This is a genomic window from Micromonospora okii (assembly GCF_020884795.1).
Classification (GTDB): Bacteria; Actinomycetota; Actinomycetes; order Mycobacteriales; family Micromonosporaceae; genus Micromonospora; species Micromonospora okii.
Genome location: NZ_BBZF01000018.1, coordinates 177065 through 197981, shown reverse-complemented (window position 1 = coordinate 197981; position 20917 = coordinate 177065). Strand labels below are relative to the sequence as shown.

Annotated in this window: 13 protein-coding genes; 5 read left to right on the top strand and 8 right to left on the bottom strand. The window is 75.0% G+C overall.

The window, feature by feature from the left end:
• Nucleotides 1-29: 29 nt before the first annotated feature.
• Together LPU43_RS16180 and LPU43_RS16175 are read left to right on the top strand one after the other, a co-directional pair.
• Entirely contained in the window at nucleotides 30-2102 is a 2073-nt protein-coding gene (locus LPU43_RS16180; RefSeq protein ID WP_229401261.1) for a 3-hydroxyacyl-CoA dehydrogenase NAD-binding domain-containing protein, read from the top strand.
• A 153-nt stretch (nucleotides 2103-2255) separates the two neighbouring features.
• Nucleotides 2256-2990 carry a YppG family protein gene (locus tag LPU43_RS16175; protein WP_229401260.1) on the top strand — a complete coding sequence of 245 codons (735 nt, stop codon included), beginning with the start codon at nucleotides 2256-2258 and terminating at the stop codon, nucleotides 2988-2990.
• Nucleotides 2991-3105: 115 nt separating this feature from the next.
• Here LPU43_RS16175 and LPU43_RS16170 read toward each other — a convergent pair whose 3' ends face one another.
• The 4 genes from LPU43_RS16170 to LPU43_RS16155 form a co-directional block, all read right to left on the bottom strand.
• Nucleotides 3106-3489, bottom strand: coding sequence for a VOC family protein (locus tag LPU43_RS16170; RefSeq protein WP_229401259.1), 384 nt, complete (start codon nucleotides 3487-3489; stop codon nucleotides 3106-3108).
• Nucleotides 3490-3731: 242 nt separating this feature from the next.
• Nucleotides 3732-6272 (bottom strand): malectin domain-containing carbohydrate-binding protein, encoded by a 2541-nt coding sequence (locus LPU43_RS16165; RefSeq protein ID WP_229401258.1) that lies wholly within the window; start codon nucleotides 6270-6272, stop codon nucleotides 3732-3734.
• Nucleotides 6273-6499: 227 nt separating this feature from the next.
• Nucleotides 6500-7702: a sensor histidine kinase gene (locus LPU43_RS16160; RefSeq protein WP_229401403.1), complete on the bottom strand. Its 1203-nt coding sequence runs from the start codon at nucleotides 7700-7702 to the stop codon at nucleotides 6500-6502.
• Nucleotides 7703-7734: 32 nt separating this feature from the next.
• Nucleotides 7735-8403, bottom strand: coding sequence for a response regulator transcription factor (locus LPU43_RS16155; protein ID WP_229401257.1), 669 nt, complete (start codon nucleotides 8401-8403; stop codon nucleotides 7735-7737).
• Between the two features lie 147 nt (nucleotides 8404-8550).
• Between LPU43_RS16155 and LPU43_RS16150 the strand changes: the two genes are divergently transcribed.
• Nucleotides 8551-9747: a C39 family peptidase gene (locus LPU43_RS16150; RefSeq protein WP_229401256.1), complete on the top strand. Its 1197-nt coding sequence runs from the start codon at nucleotides 8551-8553 to the stop codon at nucleotides 9745-9747.
• A gap of 49 nt (nucleotides 9748-9796) precedes the next feature.
• Here the strand turns inward: LPU43_RS16150 and LPU43_RS16145 are convergent, their stop codons facing one another.
• Entirely contained in the window at nucleotides 9797-11083 is a 1287-nt protein-coding gene (locus tag LPU43_RS16145; protein ID WP_229401255.1) for an outer membrane protein assembly factor BamB family protein, read from the bottom strand.
• A 207-nt stretch (nucleotides 11084-11290) separates the two neighbouring features.
• Here LPU43_RS16145 and LPU43_RS16140 point away from each other — a divergent pair, with 207 nt between their 5' ends.
• Nucleotides 11291-13099: a DUF6311 domain-containing protein gene (locus LPU43_RS16140; protein ID WP_373321731.1), complete on the top strand. Its 1809-nt coding sequence runs from the start codon at nucleotides 11291-11293 to the stop codon at nucleotides 13097-13099.
• Nucleotides 13100-13688: 589 nt separating this feature from the next.
• Here LPU43_RS16140 and LPU43_RS16135 read toward each other — a convergent pair.
• Nucleotides 13689-15530, bottom strand: a complete 1842-nt coding sequence (locus LPU43_RS16135; RefSeq protein ID WP_229401254.1) for a DUF6311 domain-containing protein — start codon at nucleotides 15528-15530, stop codon at nucleotides 13689-13691.
• Nucleotides 15530-17467 (bottom strand): DUF6311 domain-containing protein, encoded by a 1938-nt coding sequence (locus tag LPU43_RS16130; protein WP_229401253.1) that lies wholly within the window; start codon nucleotides 17465-17467, stop codon nucleotides 15530-15532. The genes LPU43_RS16135 and LPU43_RS16130 overlap by 1 nt, the downstream gene beginning before the upstream one ends.
• Before the next feature lie 197 nt (nucleotides 17468-17664).
• On the opposite strand from LPU43_RS16130, the gene LPU43_RS16125 reads away from it, so the two are divergent.
• The gene (locus LPU43_RS16125; protein ID WP_229401252.1) at nucleotides 17665-18855 is read left to right on the top strand and encodes a hypothetical protein; all 1191 of its coding nucleotides are present in this window, start codon (nucleotides 17665-17667) and stop codon (nucleotides 18853-18855) included.
• Nucleotides 18856-18957: 102 nt separating this feature from the next.
• Here LPU43_RS16125 and dxs read toward each other — a convergent pair whose 3' ends face one another.
• On the bottom strand, nucleotides 18958-20892 hold the full coding sequence (dxs, locus tag LPU43_RS16120) for a 1-deoxy-D-xylulose-5-phosphate synthase (protein ID WP_229401251.1): 1935 nt from the start codon (nucleotides 20890-20892) through the stop codon (nucleotides 18958-18960).
• Nucleotides 20893-20917: the final 25 nt, after the last annotated feature.

Genomic DNA, 20917 nt, shown 5'->3' with positions numbered 1-20917 from the left:
GTCCCGCAGTCGCGAACGGAGGAAGCCCAGTGAGCGCGCTCACCGCACCGAACGAGGTGGTCACCAGGGCGCTGTTGCGCCAGGTGAACGTGCCGGGGCTGGACCGGCCCGCCGCCCTGATCACCCTCGACAACGGCTTCGACCACACCAAGCCGAACACCTTCGGCCCCGGCGGCCTGACCAGCCTCGACGAGGCGATCACCGCCGCCCTCGCGGCGAACCCGGCGTTCGTCGCGGTCACCGGCAAGCCGTACGTCTTCTGCGTGGGGGCGGACCTCACCAGCCTGCCGCACCTCGCCGACCGGGAGCAGGCCCTGGAGATCGGCCGCCTCGGCCACCGGGTCTTCGCCCGGCTCAAGGACAGCACGGTCCCGACGTTCGCGTTCGTCAACGGCGCGGCGATGGGCGGCGGCCTGGAGCTGGCGCTGCACTGCCACTACCGGACGCTCTCCGGCGGCGCAGCGGCGCTCGCGCTGCCCGAGGTCTCCCTCGGCCTGGTCCCCGGCTGGGGCGGCACGCAGCTCCTGCCGAACCTGATCGGCATTCCGGCCGCGACCCAGGTGATCCTCCAGAACCCGCTGATGCAGAACCGGATGCTCAAGCCGAAGCAGGCGGCGGAAATGGGCATCGCCGACGTGCTGCTGGAGCCGGCGGACTTCCTGGAGCGGTCCCTTCAGTGGGCCGCCGGCGTGGTCCGGGGCGAGATCACCGTCACCCGGCCCGAGGTCGACAGGGACATGTGGGCGGGCGTGCTCTACTTCGCCCGGCAGACCCTGGACCAGCGGCTGCACGGCGCGGTCCCGTCCGCGTACCGGGCGCTGGACCTGCTGGAGACGGCGAAGGACGCCGACTTCGCCGCCGGCACCGCCGCCGAGGACGAGGCCCTCGCGGACCTGGTCTTCTCCGAGGAGCTGCGCAGCGGCCTGTACGCGTTCGACCTGGTGCAGCGACGGGCCAAGCGCCCGGCCGGCGCGCCGGACAAGGGCCTGGCCCGCACGGTCACCAAGGTCGGCATCGTCGGCGCCGGCCTGATGGCCAGCCAGCTCGCGCTGCTGTTCGCCCGCCGCCTCCAGGTGCCGGTCGTCCTGACCGACCTGGACCAGGCCCGGGTCGACAAGGGCGTGGGCTACGTGCACACCCAGATCGAGAAGGCCGTCACCAAGGGCCGGATGGACAAGGGCACGGCCGCCAAGCTGTACGGGCTGGTCAGCGGCTCGGTCGACAAGGCCGCCGCCTTTGCCGACGCCGACTTCGTCATCGAGGCCGTCTTCGAGGACCTCGGCGTCAAGAAGCAGGTCTGGGCCGAGCTGGAGAAGATCGTCTCCCCGGAGGCGGTGCTGGCCACCAACACCTCGTCGCTGTCGATCACCGAGATGGCCGCCGACCTGGAGCACCCGGAGCGGGTGGTGGGCTTCCACTTCTTCAACCCGGTCGCCGTGCTGCCGCTGCTGGAGATCGTCCGGGGCGAGCGGACCGACGACGCCACCCTGGCGACCGCGTTCGCCGTCGGCAAGCAGCTCAAGAAGTCGAGCGTGCTGGTGTCCGACGCCCCGGCGTTCGTGGTCAACCGGCTGCTGACCCGCTTCCTCGGCACCGTCTTCGCCGCCGTGGACGCGGGCACCCCGCTGGACGTGGCGAACTCCGCGCTGGACCCGCTGGGCCTGCCGATGCGCCCGCTGGCCCTGCTCCAGCTCGTCGGCCCGGCCGTGGCGTACCACGTGGGCGGCACCCTGCACGCGGCGTTCCCGGACCGGTTCGTGGTCAGCGAGAACCTGAAGCGGATCGCCGATTCGGGGCAGCCCATCGTGGTCGACGACGAGATCAACGCCGAGGTCGCGAAGCTGCTGGTGACCGGCGACGCGCCGCTCACCGCCGAGCAGGTGCGGCAGAACGCGCTCGACGCGCTGGCGCAGGAGATCCGGCTCATGCTGGACGAGGGCGTCGTCGCCGAGGCGCAGGACATCGACCTGTGCATGCTCCTCGGCGCGGGCTGGCCGTTCCACCTGGGCGGCATCACGCCGTACCTGGACCGGACGGGCACCAGCGAGCGAGTCACCGGCCGGCGGTTCCTGCCGCGCGGCGCGGCCAGCCTGCCCGGCTGACCCACCCCCGCTCACCCGAACGCGGTGGCCGGGCGTCCTGAAAGGGCGCTCCGACCACCGCGTTCGTCGTACGGGCAGGTGGGCGGGTCGGCGGATGTCGGACCACCTGGCTACGATCACCGCTCCTGATCGACAACCTGGAGCTGACTGAACATGTCCCAGCCGGGCAACCCCTACCCGAACCAGCCGCAGCAGCCGTACGGCGAGCAGCCCGTCCCGCAGCAGCCGTACGGCGAGCAGCAGGGCGGCTACCCGCCGGTCGGCGCGCCGTACGGCGACCCGGTGGCCGCGCCACCGCCGGCGCCGAAGAAGTCCAAGGCCGGCAAGATCGTGCTGATCGTCCTGGCCGTGGTGCTGGTGCTCTGCTGCGGCGGCGGGGCGATCGCCTGGTTCGCCGTCAAGGACGACGTGACCGACGCGGTCGAGGCCACCAAGACCCGGGTGACCGCCCCGGCCACCCTCGCCGGTCGGCCGAAGGTCACCGAGCCGCAGCTCCAGGCGGCGGTGGACACGATGATCGCCCAGATGAAGTCCACGGTGCAGAACGAGACCAGCACCGCCGGGGGCTTCTACGGCGACCTGCAGAAGCAGGACCTGGTGATGATCGCGGCGGCGTCGGGCCTGCTGGCCGACCCGACGAAGGAGCTGGACGACGCGATCAGCGAGCTCGGCAAGGAGATGCCGCTGAGCAACGTCGCCACGGTCGACGCGGGCCCGCTGGGCGGCGAGGCGCGCTGCGGCGACGGCAAGAGCGAGGGCATGAAGCTGGGCGTCTGCCTCTGGGCCGACAAGGGCAGCGTCGGCATGATCGTCATGTACTTCAAGACGGCCGCCCAGGCGAAGGCCGAGTTCGTCACCATGCGCGGCCAGATCGAGCAGCGCTCCTGAGCCACGCGTGAGACGGGCCCCCTCCGCCGGTGGCGGAGGGGGCCCGTCCCGTCGGAGCGGCCCGGCCGGGCCCCCGCGCCGGTGCCGGTGACGGGGGCCCGGCCGGTGTGCGGCGCTACGCCGTCGCGGCCCGCTCGGCGGCGCTGCGCAGCACGCAGAACTCGTTGCCCTCCGGGTCGGCGAGCACCACCCAGCCGGTGCCGTCCGGCCGGCGCCGGTCGTCGACCTGGGTCGCGCCGAGCGCGAGCAGCCGCTCGACCTCGGCGTCGCGGCCCCGGTCGGCCGGCTCCAGGCACAGGTGCAGGCGGTTCTTCACCGCCTTGCCCTCCGGCACCCGGAGGAACAGCACGGTCTCCCCCTCGGCGGTGAGCACCATCGCCTCCGGGTCGCCGGGGAGGTCGTCGGGCTGCCGCTGCGTGCCGAACACCTCCGCCCAGAAGCCGGCGAGGGCATAGGTGTCGTGGCAGTCGACGCTGATGTTCCTGATCCGTGCGCTCACGGTCGTTCCTCCGTCGTGGAGTGGAGCGCCCCGCGCGATCGGCAGAGGTCAGCGGCGGGTGGAGCGGGGCGCGGGACTGGTCGTGGACATCAACCGCACCTCCCTCCGGGCCTCGGGCTGACGCCGGTGATCGTGCCAGGCCCCGGCGGCACCGGCAACGCCTTTTCGACGCGTACCGGAAAGGGGGCGGCCCGGCCCCGCGCGGACGCGGGACCGGGCCGGAACGCCGTCGTGGCGCGGGGTTACGGGCCGACGAAGACGGCCTTGGCGCGCCAGTCCACCCCGTCCACGGCGGGGCCGCTGACGGTGGTGAACGCGCCGGTGGGCGCGCCGCCGGCCCACGCGGTCGAGGCGAGCGCGCCGGTCGAGCGGCTGACCCGGTACAGGGTGCCGCCGGCCAGGAAGACCGACCCGGTGTCGGCGAAGCCGGTCACGCCCGCGACGGTGAACTTCTCCGCGCCGACCGCGCCGCTGTCCGGGGTGAACCAGCGCCAGTACAGCCCGTTCTGGCCGGCCAGGGTGTAGTAGAGCCGGCCGGCGGTGTACAGCATTCCGGTGACGTTGGCGATCTCCGGGTAGAAGTTGCTGGTCACGCCGACGTACGTCTGGCCCTCCGGCCCCGAGTCGGTCTCCACCGTGTCCCAGTACGCGTCGTGGTACGGGTCGACCAGGCTCGGCGCGCCGAGGGTGGTGCCGTCGAAGGAGCGCCGGTGCAGCGCCCCGTTCATCCCGTAGAAGAGGGTGCCGCCGACCCAGAACGCGCCCCTGGCCGTCGACCAGGCGGTGCCGTCCGGGTTGGCCAGCGGGGTCGGCGCGCCGACCGCGCCCGCCCCGTCGTACGAGCGGGACTGCGCCTCGTCGCCGGTGCCGGCGGGCGGCGGCCCGGTCTTGACGATCTCGATGGCGCTGACGATGGGGTTCTCCCGCACGTGGCCGAAGTCGATGTCGACGTTGCCGTCGCTGACCACGGTGAACGACCGCGTGGTGGCGACGTTGTGCCCCGGGTTCACCGCCAGGTCCAGGTCGTCGAGGACGAGCGTGCCGTCCAGGGCCACGTCGAAGACCCGGCTCCCGGGAAGCGCCGTGCCGGCGTACCGGTTGGCGAGGTGGAGCCGGACCTCCACCTCGGTGCCGGCGGGCACCGGGAAGTCCCACTGCATCTCGGGCGCGCCGTTGGGGTCGTACCGCTCGTCGTCGAAGAGGGCGGCCGGGGTGCCGGCCGGCACGGTGGAGTCCAGGGTGGCCCCGGCGGCGAAGCCCGACGCGCTGCTGCCGCCGTTGTGGTACGGGCTGGGGTTGGCGGCGTCGTCGGCGCTCCAGTCCGGCCCGCCGGCGGTCGCCGCGACGGCCGGGCCGCCCGCGTTGACCCGGTACAGCACGTTCGTCGGCGCGGGCACCCCGAGCTGGTGGACGGTGCCGGGGAGGCCGGCGGTGGTGGTCGGGTGCGGCGCGCTGCCGCCGGTCAGCGGGAAGAACGCGATCCGCTCCCGGCGGTACCGGAAGTTGCCGATCCAGGAATGGTCCGAGCCCAGCCAGAGGCCCTCCGGGGTGACCAGCAGCTCCGCGACGCCGTAGCCGCGCGGGTGCCGGCCCGGGTTCCAGGACAGCGGCAGGCCGTTGCGCGGGTCGAGTGCGGCGACGCTGGCCCGGCCGACGGCCCCGGCGCCCGCGTTGTCGGCGCCCAGGCTGTTGTTGAGCCAGCGCAGGTGCCCGCCGACGTAGACGGCCTGCTCGCTGACCGCCACCGACAGGAACGTGTCGCCGCCGGAGTGGTCGACCCAGGTGGGCTCCTGCCCGTCGCCGGTGGCGGCGGTCTCCCAGCGGGCGGCGGAGTCGCAGAGCGTCCCGCCGTACTTCCCGCCGGTGGTGACCACCACGAAGTAGCTGCCGTCCGGGGACATGGCCACGTCGCGCATGTACGAGTCGAACGACTTGAACGTGCAGCGCGGGGTGTACCGGCTGGTGTTCCAGTCGGCGACGGTCGCCGCCGTGGGGCCGAGGTCCAGCTTCACGATCTGGTCGTGCAGCACCCCGTCGGCCTTCTTGAAGTTGCCGACGACGACGAGGGTGGCGCCGTCCGGGGAGAGCGCGAGCTTCTCCGGGCCGACGCCGGCCTTGGCCCCGCTCACCCCGTCGTAGTTGTGGTTCTCCGTCAGGGTGGTGGTGAGGTAGCCGTCGAGCGCCCCGGTGGTGGCGTTGAGCGAGGCGAGGCCGCCGCGCGGGTTGGCGTTGCCGGCGGTGGTGAAGATGCCGCCGACGAGCAGCCGGTTGCCGGCCAGGGCGACGTCGTTGACCAGGCCGTTGAACGCCGGGCCGGCGAAGCTGGTGACCGTGGCCCCGGTGGCGACGTCGACCAGGGCCACCTTGCGCCGGGTGACCCCGTTGACCGTGTTGAACTTGCCGGCCAGGTAGACGGTGCCGGCGGTGGGGCCAGCCGCGACGGCGCTCACCTCGTTGTCGACGACGGGCGCGAACGCGGTGTCGACCTCGCCGGTGGCCTTGTCGAAGGCGAGCACGTAGTTGCGGCTGATGTCCACGTCGGAGTTGCGGTTCTGGACCTTGGTGAACGAACCCGCCGCGATGATCTTCGTGCCGGCGTCGTGGATGGCGAAGACGGTGCCGTCCACGATGTCCGGCGAGGCGTTGGACGGCACGGCGGAGACCACCGTGGCGTGGTCGGGGGCGGCGGACGCCGCGCCGCCGACGGCGAGGCCGGCGGCGGTCAGGCCGACCGCGGCGAGCGCGGCCACGGCACGGCGGGGCAGGGCCGGGTGGTGGGGCACGGGCAACTCCCGGAGCACGTACGGAAGGGGTTCTCGCCACCGGACGGCTCGCGCGCGGCCGGCCCGGGGCGCGCCTCGGGGGGCGTGGCGCCACCACACTGTGGCCCACCGCCGCCGTGGAGTCCAGTGGCCGAAGGTCCCGCCCGCGTCGCCGGCCGGCGCGGCGGCGGTCGACCATCGGTGGTGGTCGGCGGAGACCGGCGGTGGTCAGCGGAAATCGGCGGTGGTCAGCGGCCGGCGGCGGTGCGGCCGACGTGGGCGGCCGGGCCGGTCGCCGCCGGCGTGGCGTCGGCGGCGGGCAGGGTCACGGTGACCTCCAGGCCGCCGCCGGGCTGCGCGACCACGCGCACGGTGCCGCCGTGCGCGTCGCAGACCGCCCGGACGATGGAAAGCCCCAGCCCGGAGCCCCGGGCCCCGGTGCGTTCCTGCCCGCCCCGGCGGAACGGCTCGAACAGCCCCGGCACGTCGGCCTGGCTGACCTCGAACCCGGTGTTGGTCACCACCAGCCAGGAGGTACGCCCGTCCGTCCCGGTGCGCACCACCATCCGGCCGTGCAGGTGGTTGTAGCGCACGGCGTTCTCGACGAGGTTGCCGGCCAGCCGGTCCAGCAGGCCGGGGTCGCCGACCACCGGCGCGGGCTTCAGCGAGGTCTGCACCCGCAGCCCGATCCGCTCCACCTCCCGGCGCATCGCCGACAGCGCGTTGGTGGTGCCGGTGGCGAGGTCGCACCGGGTGCGCCGGCCCAGGGAGCGGCCGGCCTGCGCCTCGCTGCGGGCCAGCACCAGCAGCGCGTCGACCAGCCCGTTGGCCCGCTCGGAGGCGTCCCGGACCACGGTGGCCATCCGCCGGTACTCGGCGGCGTCGGCCTCGTCGTCGCTGAGCGTCACGTCGATCTCGGTACGCATCACCGCGAGCGGGGTGCGCAGCTCGTGCGACGCGTTGGCCACGAAGCGCTTCTGCGCCTCGAACGCGGCGGCGATCCGGTCCAGCATCGCGTCGAACGTCTTGGCCAGCTCGGCCACCTCGTCGTCCGCGCCGGACCAGCCGATCCGCTGGTCGAGGGTGGCCTCGCCGAGGCGCTGGGCGGTCGCGGTGACCTGGTGCAGCGGGCGCAGCGCCCGACCCGCCACGGCGTACGCGCCGCCCACCCCGACCAGGCCGATCGCCAGCAGCGCCAGCAGCCCCTTGACCAGCAGCTCCTGGGAGGTCGCGTCGACGAGCTGCTGCTGCCACTGCGCGGCGTCCAGGGAGCGGCCGTCGGCCAGCAGCACGGTGGTGCCGGGGAGCAGCTCGTCGGTGGGGCGCAGCGCGTCGCGGACCAGCAGCCAGGCCAGCAGCACCAGGATCGCCCCGGCGCCGACCAGCAGCACCCCGTTGAGCAGGGTCAGCCGCAGCCGCAGGGTGGGCCGCAAACGCAGGGTGGGCCGCAGCCGTGGCAGCACGCCCCGCCCGGTCCCGCCGCTCACGCCGCCCCCTCCGCCGTGCGGTAGCCGGCCCCGACCACCGTCTCGATCAGCGGCGGGTCGCCCAGCTTCCTCCGCAGGGTCATCACGGTCACCCGGACGATGGTGGTGAACGGGTCGGTGTTGGCGTCCCAGACGCGCTCCAGCAGCTCCTCGCTGGAGACCACGGCCCCGCGCGCCTTGAGCAGCTCGGCCAGCACGCCGAACTCCTTGTTCGTCAGGTCCACCGGCACGCCGCCCCGGGTCACCACCCGGCGGGCCGGGTCGAGCACCAGGTCGGCGACGGCGAGCACCGGCGGCGCGGGCGGGGTGGCCCGTCGGCCGAGCGCCTGCAACCGGGCGACCAGTTCGTCGAAGGCGAACGGCTTGGGCAGGTAGTCGTCCGCGCCGAGCTGCAACCCCTCGACGCGGTCGGCGACCGTGCCGCTGGCGGTGAGCATGAGCACCCGGGTCAGGGTGCCGGAGGCGGCCAGCTCGGCGCAGATCTGGTCGCCGTGCATCCCGGGCAGGTCCCGGTCCAGCACCACCACGTCGTACCGGGTGACGAAGGCCATCTCGTGGCCGCTGTCGCCGTCGTAGGCCACGTCCACGGCCATGCCGCGCTTGCGCAGCCCGCGCGCGATCGCGTCGGCGAGGTTGCGCTCGTCCTCGACCACCAGTACCCGCATCCCGACCTCCCCGCCGGCTGACCTTCCGACAACCTAGTGCCGGCCACCAAACCGGCGTCGCCCCGGCCGCGTCACCGCCGGGGCGTTGCAAAAAATCTTCAGGTACGGGATGCTTCCCGGCGCTGATCTGCGGCGGAGGGAGTGGCGATGACCGGACCGGCACGCGTGTCCCGGCGCGACGTCGCCCAGCGGCGCTTCCGCCTCCCCGCCGACCTGCCCGCCGGGGCCTGCGACGGGGTGCGCGCGGGCGACGGCGGCGCGGTTCTCGCCGCCCCGACCGGCACCCTCGCCCACCCGGCCGACGACACCCGCCGGTACGACGCGGCGACCTGGACCTCTCCGCCGGTGGCCACCGGGTTCGCCGTCGCCGAGATCGTCCCCTCCTGGGCCGCGGAGACCCCCGACGGCTGCGGCATCATCGTCGAGCTACGCGGCTGGCACGACGGCGCCCCGGCCACCGGCTGGTACGCGCTGGCCCGCTGGGCCGCCGACGACGAGCCCTTCGGCCGCACCTCCCTGCCCGGCCAGGCCGACGCCGACGCCCGCGTCGACGCGGACACCCTGGTCGTCAGCGGCGCGACGGTCACCGGCTGGCAGGCCCGGGTGACCCTGCTGCGGCCGGGCGGCAGTGCCGCCACCCCCGTCCTGCGCGGCCTCGGCGCGGTCGCCTCCGGCCCCCGTCCGGTCCTGCCGGTCGACGCGCACCGGGCCGCCGAGGGCGACCGGACCGGGTGGGGCCGGGTGCTGGACGTGCCCCGGTACTCGCAGCGGCTGCACGGCGGGGCCGAGCGGCGCTGGGGCGGCGGCGGGGACTCCTGGTGCAGCCCGACCAGCGTCTCCATGGTGCTGGACCACTGGGGCGTCGGCCCGACCCCCGACCGGTACGCCTGGGTCGTGCCCACCGGCCCCCGGCCGGTGGTGACGCACGCCGCCCGGCACTGCTTCGACCCGGCCTACGGCGGGGCCGGGAACTGGGCCTTCAACACCGCGTACGCCGCCGGGCACGGGGTGGACGCGTTCGTCACCCGGCTGCGGTCACTGGCCGAGGCCGGGGAGTTCGTGGCCGCCGGGGTGCCGCTGGTGATCTCCGCCGCGTTCCGCGCCGGCGACGTGCCGGGGCTGGACTACGACACCCGGGGGCACCTGATGGTGCTGGTCGGGTTCACCGCCGACGGCGACCCGGTGCTCAACGACCCGTACGCCCCCGACGACTCCGGCGTGCGCCGCACCGTGGACCGGCACCGCCTGGAGGCGGCCTGGCAGTCCGGCAGCGGCGGGATCGCCTACGTGATCCGCCCGCCCGACGTGCCGCTGCCCCCGCCGCCCGCCCAGCCCAACTGGTGACCGGTCGGGCGCGCCGGGCCCGGGCGCACCACAGCAGCCGCCAGCGGCCTCACCGGGGCAGCCGCCACCAGCCCTGCGCTCCGTTCCGGACGGGGCAGAGCAGGTCCCGGTCGACGGCGCGGCACCTCCCCGTCACGTCGGGCAGCACGTCGAGCCACCGGGCCGTCGCCCGCGCCGGGTCCAGCTCGGCGACGATCAGCCCGCCCTCCCGGGTGGGCCGGGTGCCGAACAGCGGCCCGTCCGGGTCCCACTGGTCCACCGGACGCCAGCTTCCCAGCGCGGCGACCGTCCGCCCGGTGGCGGCGTCCAGCACGGCGACCTCCGACGCCGCCGACGACGTCACGTCCTCGATGTCGGCCACGAGGAGCCGGCCGCCCCGGGCCGCGACGACCCCGGTCCAGCGCGGGTTCGTCCACCTGGGCCGGCGCGTCGCCGGGTCGAACACCGCCAGCCCGGCCTCCGGGGTGGCGACGCAGAGCAGGTCGCCGCAATCCGGCAGGTCCCCGGTCCGGGGCAGGTCGAGCTCCCAGCGCCGGTCCAGCGCGTCCAGCCCGTAGGCGGTGACCCGATCGAGGCCGGTCTCGCCGCCGGTCGCCAACAGCAGCAGGCCCCCGGCGACGCGGGCCGTCTGGACTCCCGGCGACCTACCAGTGTCGCGGGCGGCGAGAACCGCCCCGGACGCCGCCTCCCGCACCTCAATCCGTCCCGACCTGCCGAGCAGCACGATCCGGTCGATCTCCACACCCCGTTGGCGGACCGTCCAGCTCCAGTGGGCCGCCACCGACCAGCGAGGCCGCCCCGATGCCGCGTCCACCCCGCGCAGCGGATCGACCGTCCCGTAGCCGAAGAGCAGCAGCCCTCCGCCGACGGTCGGGGCCGAGGCACCGGGCAGCCGCCACCGTTGACGGCCGGTCGCCGCGTCCAGGGCGACCGTCGCGAGCAGCCTGTCGTCCCCGCCGGTGACCAGCACGAGCCCGACGTGCTCCCACACCTGCAACGGGCCCGCACCGATCTGCACCGAGGCACGCCACAGCGGTCGCAGAGCGCCGCCCGCCCGGGCCGGGGGCGCGTGGGCGGTCACCTCGCGCGTCCCACCTTCGCCCGACGACACCGGTCCTGCCACGTAGACCCGGCCGCCGGCGGCGACGGCCTCGGTGCCGGGTGGGCCGGTGACGAGCGCCGAGGCGGGCGACGCTACCGGCGCGGAGCCGGCCAGGGCGAGCAGGGCGGCGGCCCCGGCCAGCGCCACCCGCAGCGGCCGACCTACGGCCCGGGGCGGCGGCGGGGGATCCCGCTCGGCGTCGCTCCGCAGCTCGCCGAGGTCGATGACGGTCACCGACGCTCCTCCCCCGAAGACGGCCGGGCCGCACCGGCCGGCCCGCGCCACGCGGCGACGTCTGTACGATGGCGCGTCGTGGCCGTTCCGGTGGTAGACCCCTCGCTGAACTCGAATTCCGCACCCGCCTCGGCGCAGGCCGCGCCGACCGGACCCGACGGGACGGGCACAGCCACCGCACGCCGCCGGCGGCCGAGCCGCGCCGATCTGCTGGCCATCGGAGCGTACGTGCTCCTCGGCGTCCTCGTGTGCCTCAACTACTGGGCCGACATCCACCACCGCGTGTCGTCGCACCTGCCGACCGACCACAGTTGGTTCGAGTGGCTCTTCTCGCACGGCGCGTACTCGGTGCGCAACCTGGAGAACCCGCTGTTCTCCCTGCGCCAGAACGCCCCGGACGGGGTCAACATGATGGCGAACACGTCTCTGCTCGGGGTCACCCTGCCCCTGGCCCCGGTGACCTGGCTGCTCGGCCCGCAGGTGACGTACTCCCTCTACCTGGGCGGGGCGCTCGCGGCGACGGCCGGCACCGCGTACTGGATGCTGTCGCGGCACCTGGTGCGCTCGCGCGCGGCGGCGTTCGTCGGCGGCGCGTTCCTCGGCTTCGCGCCCGGCATCGTGCACCACGCCAACGGGCAGCCGAACTTCGTCTCCAACTTCCTGCTGCCGGTGATCGTGGCCCGGGTGCTGCTGCTGGGCGCGCCGGGGCGGAGCTGGCGGCGCGACGGGCTGGTGCTCGGCCTGCTGGTGGCGTACCAGATCTTCATCAACGAGGAGATGCTGCTGCTCACGGCGCTGGCCTGCCTGGTGATCGTGCTGGCCTACGTGGCGCAGCGGCCCCGGGCGGCGCGAGCGCGGGCCGGCGGCTTCCTGGGCGCGCTGGGCCTCGGCGGCGCGCTGGCCCTGCTGCTCACGGCGTATCCGATCTGGTTCCAGTTCAACGGCCCGCAGTCCTACCGGGGCCTGCAGGGCGGGGTGTTCCACAACTGGGGCGAGGACCTGGTGGCGTTCGTCACGTTCGCCCGGGACACCCTCGCCGGGGACGAGGCGGTGGAGAAGACCATCGGCCTGACCGAACAGAACACCTGGTTCGGCTGGCCCCTGGTGCTGGTGGCGCTGGTCGCCCTGGCGCTGCTGGTGCGCCGGTCGCTGGCCGCCCGGATCGTCGCGGTCCTGGTGGTGGTCTTCACCGTCGCCTCGATCGGCCCGGTGGTGCGCTTCGACGGCGAAGAGACCACGATCGACGGGCCGTGGGCGTACATCCCCGACGACCTGCCGCTGGTCGAGATGATGATGCCCACCCGGCTCTCCCTGGTGGTGGCCGCCGCCCTCGGCGTGCTGCTGGCCCTGGCCTGGGACGCGCTGGCCCGCACCGCCCCGGCCGGCGGGCCGCGCGTGCCGGCCCCCCGCCCGCCCGCCGACGGGGCCCCGGCGGACGCCGCCGCCGACCCGGCGGACGCCGCGCCGGCCACGGCCACGGCCACCGCCGTCCCGGCCCGGTCCCGGCGCTGGCTGCGCCCGGTCGGGTACGCGGCCCTCGCGCTGGCCGTGCTCCCGCTCGTCCCCCGCCCGCTGCCGGCCCAGCCGGTCGACCCACCGCCGCGCTTCATCACCTCGGGCGGCTGGCGGCCGTACGTGCCGGCGGGCCGGACCCTGGTGCCGGTGCCGATCCCCAGCAACGTGCACGGCCTGTCCACCCTGCGCTGGAGCGCGCTGACCCAGCACGCGTTCCCCGTCCCCGGCGGCTACTTCATCGGGCCCAACGCCGACGGCGAGGGCGTCTTCGGCGCGCCGAACCGGCCGACCAGCACGCTGATCTACGCCACGATGGACTCGGGCGTCGTGCCGCCGCTGACCGAGGAGCACCGCCGCCAGGCGGCGGAGGACCTGCGCCACTGGAAGGCGTCCGTGGTCGTGCTCGGCGCGCACCCGCGCGAGGCGGTCCTGCGCGACCTGATGACGGCCCTGCTCGGCCCGGCGCAGCGCGTCGACGACGTCTGGCTCTGGAAGGTGTGAGGAAGGGCCCCCGGTTAACGCTTGAGGCGCTCCATGTCGGCGACATTGCGCCTTCCGCCGCTCCTGGACCGCCCCGGGTCGGCGACACGGAGTCGATCAATGCCGCTACGGGCCACCACGGTCAGCCACCCGTGCCCGGCAAGACACGCCAACGGTCACGGCACGTAAGCGACACGGCCCCACCACCGCCCCCGGCTGCCGCCCTTTGCTCTGCACCCGCCCACGCAACAGGGGCATGATCAGGGACGATGATTGGCGCACCGGCCCCCAGCAGGATCACCGATCGTGACTGTTGCCTATTTGGATGCAGAGCAAAGGGCGGCGAGAGGGTGCAGTGGCAGGGCGACGAAGCGGAAAGCCGGCGCACCGGGGCCGGTTCACCGCTGCCGGGGCGAGCGTTCAGCGGCAGGGGTTCGGGTCCTGCTGAGCAGGCCGTGTCGGTGGTGGTGGCGCCGGCGAGGCCGGGTGCCCGGCCGGGCGTGCGCCTCCGGGCATCGGTAGCCGACCGGACTTACGGCAACCTACGCAACACTCACGGCAACCTGCTCAACGCCTCCCGCCCAAGGTAGGGCGGGGACCGGGGCGGAAGTCAGCCCACCAGAGGGCGGACGTCCCACACCCACGCGCCGCCGATCTCCCGTCCCGGGCCGACGAGCTGGTCGACGGTGCGGCGCACCGGGTCACCCCGGTGCAGGCCGCCCTGGACGAGCACGGCCGCCCGCCAGTGCCGCAGGTCCACCACCGCCTGCCGCCGGTCGCCGTCGCCCAGCGCGGGCACCTCGCCGGTCAGCGCCACCCGGCGCAGCAGGGCGGCGGTCGGGCGGTCCGGGGCGCCCCAGCGGGCGCTCGGGTCGCCCGCCGCGCGGGGGCCGATGAAGTAGCCGCCGGGCGCGGTGAACGCCACGCCGGTGCGGGCCGACCAGAACGTCGCCGGGCTCGCCCCGGCGCCGGTCACCGGCGGCACCGGCACCAGCGTCCGGCCGGGCGGCACGTACGCCCGCCAGCCCCCGCCGGCCACGAACGCGGGCACCGGCCAGGTGGGCACGGTGCGGATCGGCGTGGGGGTGAGCGGGAGCAGCGCGGCGGCCACCGCGCCGCCCCAGAGCAGCCGCACCGGCACCACCGGCCGGTCCCCACCCGCCGGTCGGCCACCGCCCGAAGAGAGGGCAGGCTGCCGGACCCGGTCCAGGGAGAGCGCGACCAGCACCCCGAGCACCGGTACGCAGATCAGCGCGAACCGGGCCGGCACCACCAGGTCGAGCAGGGGCACCCCGGCGAGCAGCCGGTACGGCCCGGGCAGCCCGGTCGACGCGCCGTCCACCCGGATCGTGGTGCCGAGGGAGAGCAGCGCGGCGACCGTGCCGACCACGGCCAGCGCCCGCACCAGCGGCCGGCGCCACAGCCACACCACGATCACCACGGCGAGCACCAGCAGCCCCGGCCCGAAGAACGAGTTCTCCTCCGTCGGATTCGGGGCGAGCAGCCCGGGCAGGTGGTCGTCGCCGAGGACGGTCTGCCGGGCCGAGGCGGTGAACGAGGCCGCGTCGAGCTGGAAGCTCCGCGCGTGGAAGGGCATCCCCGAGTAGTGCTGCCGCCCGAGGAACTGGAACCACAGCGGGTACGCCAGCAGGGGCGCCGCCACGAGCGCGCCCACCCCGATCCGGCCCAGGAACGCGGGCGCGAGCCGGCGGGCCGCGCCCCGGTCGGCGAGGGCGTACGCCACGGCCAGCACCCCGGCGGCGAGCGCCACGAAGACCAGCACCTCCTCGCCGAGGAAGACCTGGTAGGCCACCAGCAGCCCGAGCGCCACCCCGTGCCGGCGGACCCGGTCGACGCCGGGGCGGAACACCAGTGCCAGGATCGGCGGCACCAGGAACTGGGCGGCCATGTGCAGGTGTGCCCCGGCCTGGGCGACCATGCCGGGCGCGAAGCCGCAGACCAGCCCGCCGACGGCGGCGGCGACCCGGGAGCGGACCAGCCGGCGGGCCAGCAGGGCGTACCAGGCGGTGGCGGTGCCGGCGAGGCACGCGACCACCGCGACCAGAAACGCCGGCTGCGTGCCGAGCAGCAGCGTCACCGGGGCCAGCGGCACGCCCAGGCCGAGCACCGAGGTGTTGGCCATCAGGTTCACCCCGTCGGGGGCGTTGAGGGCGGTGCTGTGCAGGGGGTGTTCCGCGCCGGTGACGACCCGGGCGGCGTGGGCCAGCATCCACTCGAAGAGCATCTGGTCGTTGTCCTGGTGGAACAGCCGCTCCGGCCGGCCCCACTGCCCGCCGGTGAGCAGCACCGCCAGCCCGAGGTAGCCGGCGACCACGGCGGCGTCGACGCCCCGTACCCGCCAGCGGCGGCGCCCCGCCCGGCCGTCGGCCGCCGCCTCCGGGCGGGGCGGCGGGGCGGGCTCGCGGGCGGCGGGCGCGGCCGGCTCGGCCATCAGGCCGAGGGGTCGGTCAGCGTCCGGACGTCCCAGACCCACACGTCCAGCTCGCGGCGCGCGGGCCCGACCAGGTCCTCGACGGTACGGCGCAGCGGCTCGGCGTTGTGCTGGCGCAGCGGGAGCACCAGGACGGCGGCCCGCCAGTGCCGCAGCTCGTCCAGCGCCCGGCGGCGCTGCCGGTCGTCGAGCTTCGGGGTGCGGCCGGTGCTGGACACCTCCTCCAGCAGCTCGCCGATGCCGCTGGGCCGCCCGCCGAAGCGCCCCGGGTCGCCGGTGTTGCCGTTGCGCGGGGCGAGGAAGTAGCCACCGGGGATCTTGAAGTCGAGGTTGGTGGAGGCGGCCCAGCGCATCCCGTGGGTGTTGCCCATGCTCGGCACCGGGATCGGCACGAGGGTCTGGTCCGCCCCGACGTACTCGCGCCACCGGTCGGCGGTGATGAACTGCGGCACGGGCGGGCGGGAGGTGACCTTCAGCGGCATCGGCACGATCGGCAGCAGCGCCAGCACCAGCGCGCCGACCCCGAGGGTACGCACGGTGCGGGCCTCGGCCGGGCGCAGCGACCAGACCCGCTCGACGGCGAGGGCCAGCAGCACGCCGATCACCACCGAGGTGATCATGCCGAACCGGGTGGGCACCACCGCGTCGAGCAGCGGCAGCTTCACCAGCAGCTCCCACGGGCCGGTGAACAGCTCCCGGTCCCACCAGGAGACCCGCTCCCCGAGGGAGAGCACCGCGAAGAACGCCCCGGTCGCCGCGAGCGCCCGGACCACCGGCTCGCGGCGCAGCCAGAGCACGATGCCCACGGTGATCAGCGCGAGGCTCCAGCCGAAGAAGGCGTTCTCCTCGGAGTAGTTCGGGGCGAGGTTGACGTTGGCCCGCTCGTTGCCGCCCAGGGTGGGCGAGCCGGGGGCGAAGAAGGCGGCGATGTCGTTGCCGTAGTCGCGGACCGCGTCGCTGAGCCCGTGGTACGCCATCGGGCCGGCGAACTGCACGTACAGCGGATACGCCAGCAGCGCGCCGGCCAGCACGGCGCAGACCGCGACGGCGATGCCGAGCGGCTTCCACGCCGCCGCCCACAGGCTCGGGCGCTGCACCAGCACGGCGATCAGGAACACCCCGAGGGCCATCGCGGTGAAGAGCAGGATCTCCTCGTTGATGAACGCCTGCACGACGACCAGCAGGGCCAGCAGCGCGCCGTCGCGGACCGGCCGCCGGGAGCGGGTGATCACCAGCACCCGCCAGACGATGAACGGCAGCAGGAACTGGCTGATGATGTTCGGGTGCCAGTTGGCGTGCGAGAGCATCGCCGGGGAGAAGCCGCAGAACCAGCCGCCGACGGCGGCGGCGACCGGGTTGCGCACGACGTGCCGGGAGAGCACCCGGTACCAGGCGGCGGCGGTGCCGGCCAGGCCGCAGGTGACCAGCACCACGAAGGTGACGGCCGGGCCGAAGAGCAGGGTCACCGGCACCATCGGGATGCCGAGCGCCAGGATGGCCGTGTTGGCCATCAGGTTGACCCCGTCCGGGTAGTTGAACTGCTCGGTGTAGAAGGGGAACTCGCCGTGCAGCACCACCCGCACCGAGTGGGCGAGGAAGAACTGCACCTGGGCGGGGTCGCTGCTGTAGAGCGAGGCGACCCGGCCGGACGGGTCGAGCCAGATCTGGCTGGTCACCCAGAGCGCGGCGAGCAGGAACAGGCCGTACACGGCGAGGTCGCGCCGCCGGGTCGTCCACCGCCGCCGGCCACCGCCGCCCGCCCCGGCGGTCGCGTCAGTCGGCTTCGCGGTCGGCCCGGTCGCCTCGGTCCCCGCGTCGGCCGGCGTCGGCTCGGCGGTCGCGTCGGCCGGGGCCGGTGCGGCGGTCGCGTCGACCGGGGTCGGCCGGGCCGTCGCCAGCGCCCCGGCGGGGGCTGCGTCGGCGGGAGCGTCGGGCACCGGACGGAGGTCTCCACGGGGCTCGGCAGGGGTCACAGTCGGCGGAGTCTACCGGAGCGGGCGAGGGCTCCCGAAACCGCCGACGACTCCATTGTGGCCGGTCGCGGAGCGGCACGAGGTGCCCGTCCGCGCCACCGGGGCGTCTCGTACCATGTGGGGCGCGAACACGACCGGGCGACGCGATCGGGGGCGTACAGGTGGCTTCAGCCCGCCGGCGCGGCATGACGGCCACCGCACTGCTCAGCCTGCTGTTGACGGCGACGGCCTGTGGGCCGGTGGCCGACCGGAAGCCCGACGACCTGCCCGTCGGCTACGACACCCTCGACGGCACGCTGCGGGTGTGGCCCGCGCGGGGCGCCCTGGCCGGCGACGCCGCCGCGACGGCGGCGATCACCGAGGCGGTACGGGGCTGGCGGTCGCCGGTCGACGACCGGGCGCACCTGCCCTCGTCCGGGCTGCTCTGGTCCGGTGAGGCCGACGGCGCGCCGCTGGCCCTGGTCGCCGCCGACGTGCCCGGCGAGAGCGCGTCCTGGCTGCTGCAACTGACCCGCGACGGCGACCGGTGGGTGGTCGACCGGGCCAGCGAGTACACCGACCCCGGCTACCTCGTCTACTCCGACGTGCTGCCCGTGCAGACCGGCGGCGGGCGGCGCTACCTGCTGTCTGAGCGGGTCGAGCGGCTGCTCGGCCCCGGCGGCCGGGCCGTGCCGTCCCGGGACGGGCTGACCGAGCCGGTGAAGGCCCCCGCCTGCGGGGCCGTGCCGCTGACCGCGACGCTGCGCGCCACCCGGTCGCTGCCGCGCGGCCGGGCCGCCGACCGCCTGCTCGACCTGGGTACGGCCACCGCCGACCCCCGCTACCCCCTGGTGCGCGACGAGACCGGCTCGGGCCGGCGGGCGCTGGACGGCCTGGACACCTGCGTGCTCGCCGACGAGCGGGGCCCGTTCGGCAGCATCCCCCGCCGCATCGGCGACCGGGACGCGCCGCGCTCCGTGCCGGAGTCCTGGCCGCTGGGGAAGGTGAGCGTGCGCGCGCTCGGCGAGGTGGCGCTGGGCGGGGGCGACCCGGCCGACCTGGAGCAGTTGAGCTGGGAGACCGGCACGGGCACCATGACGGCGATCGTCTACCGGCCGGCCGACGGCGACCCGGTGGTCTCCCCCGCCGACCGGGCCAGCACGTTGCAGGCGTACACGTTGCCGGTGCCCGGGCAGCCGCTGGTGCTGCTGAGCTGGCGGGCCAACCGGTACACCTCGCTGTCGGTGCCGCCGGGCACCCCCCGGCTGGTCGACCGGCCCGGCCTGGTGGTGGTGCCGCAGCCGGCGGGCAAGGCGACGTTCAGCCTGGCCGGGGCCGAGAAGACCTACTACCGCTCGGTCGGCGGTCGCTGACGCGGGCCCGCTGGCGGGCGGGCGTGCGGCGCATCCGCCGACGAACGGCCGGTGAGAAGGGGCCCCTTCTCGACGTCAGGCGTCGAGAAGGGGCCCCTTCTTTCAGTGCGGCAGGCGCACCGGCTCGACCGGCTGCGCGTCGAGGCGGGAGATCCACCCGGTGACGTCCCGGGCCACGTCCTGGGCGGTGAGCCCCAGGTCGGCGAGGATCTGCGCGCGGGTGCCGTGCGGGTGCCAGTCCGCCGGCACGCCCAGGTCGCGCAGCGGCACCCGGACGTCGGCGTCCCGCATCGCCTGGGCGAGGGCGTCGCCGACGCCGCCGACGCGCACGCCGTCCTCGACGGTGACGACGAGGCGGTGACCGGCGGCCAGCTCGACCAGCTCGGCCGGGACGGGCCGCACCCAGCGCGGGTCGACCACGGTCACCCCGTAGCCCTGCTCGGCGACCCGGGCGGCGACCTCCATGCCGAGGTGGCCGAACGCGCCGACCGCGACCAGCAGCACGTCGGTGCGCGCCGACTCGGCCAGCACGTCGACCGTCCCGACCCGGCGCACGGCCGGCAGGTCGGCGGCGACGCTTCCGGTCGGGAACCGCACGACCGTCGGGCCGTCGTCCACGGCGACCGCCTCGCGCAGCTCCTCGCGCAGCGTGGCGGCGTCCCGGGGGGCGGCGATGCGCAGGCCCGGCACCACCCCGAAGACCGACATGTCCCAGATGCCGTAGTGGCTCGGCCCGTCCGGGCCGGTGATGCCGGCCCGGTCCAGCACGAACGTCACCGGCAGCTTGTGCATCGCCACGTCGAGCAGGACCTGGTCGAAGGCCCGGTTGAGGAAGGTCGCGTAGACCGCCACCACCGGGTGCAGCCCGCCGAGGGCCAGCCCGGCGGCCGAGGTGGCCGCGTGCTGCTCGGCGATGCCCACGTCGTAGACCCGGTGCGGGTGCTTGCGGGCCAGCTTGGCGATGCCGGTGGGCTCGGCCATCGCGGCGGTGATGCCCACCACGTCGGGCCGGGAGTCGGCGATCGAGACCAGCTCGTCGGCGAAGACGTGGGTCCACTTCACCGAGGGGGCGGCGACCAGCTTGCCGGTCTCCACGTCGAACGCGCCGCCGGGGCCGTGCAGGCAGTCCGCCTCGTCCTCCTCGGCCGGGCGGTAGCCGTAGCCCTTGCGGGTCACCGCGTGCACGATCACCGGGCCGCCGAAGTGCTTCGCCGCCCGCAGCGCCGACTCGACCGCCTCCAGGTCGTGGCCGTCGACCGGGCCCACGTACTTGATGCCCAGGTCCTCGAACATGGCCTGCGGGGCGACCGCGTCCTTGATGCCCTTCTTGACCGCGTGCAGCACCTCGTACATCGGCCGGCCGACCAGCGGGGTCGAGCCGAGGGCGTCCTTGACCGTGTCGAGGATCTTCTCGTAGCCGGGGTTGAGCCGCAGCGACGAGAGGTGGTCGGCGAGGCCGCCGATGGTCGGCGCGTACGACCGACCGTTGTCGTTGACCACGATGACGAGCGGGTTGCCGGCGGTGGCGATGTTGTTCAGCGCCTCCCAGCACATGCCGCCGGTGAGCGCGCCGTCGCCGACCACCGCCACCACGGCGCGCTTCTCGCCGCGCAGCGCGTACGCCTTGGCCAGGCCGTCGGCGTAGGACAGGGCGGTGGAGGCGTGCGAGTTCTCGACCAGGTCGTGCTCGCTTTCGGCCTGGCTCGGGTAGCCCGAGAGGCCGCCGCGCTGGCGCAGCTTGTCGAAGCCGTCCTGCCGGCCGGTGAGGATCTTGTGCACGTACGCCTGGTGGCCGGTGTCGAACAGCAGCCGGTCCCGGGGGGAGTCGAAGACCCGGTGCATCGCCAGCGTCAGCTCCACCACGCCCAGGTTGGGGCCGACGTGCCCGCCGGTGCGGGAGACCTTGGCGATCAGGAAGTCACGGATCTCGGCGGCGAGGATGTCCAACTGCTCGGTGGTCATCCGCTTCACGTCCTGCGGACCCCGCACCGTGGCCAGCAGCCGGCCGTGGTTGGCCGTGTCCTCTTCAGCACTCATGAGCCAAGAGTCTATCGGCCCTCCG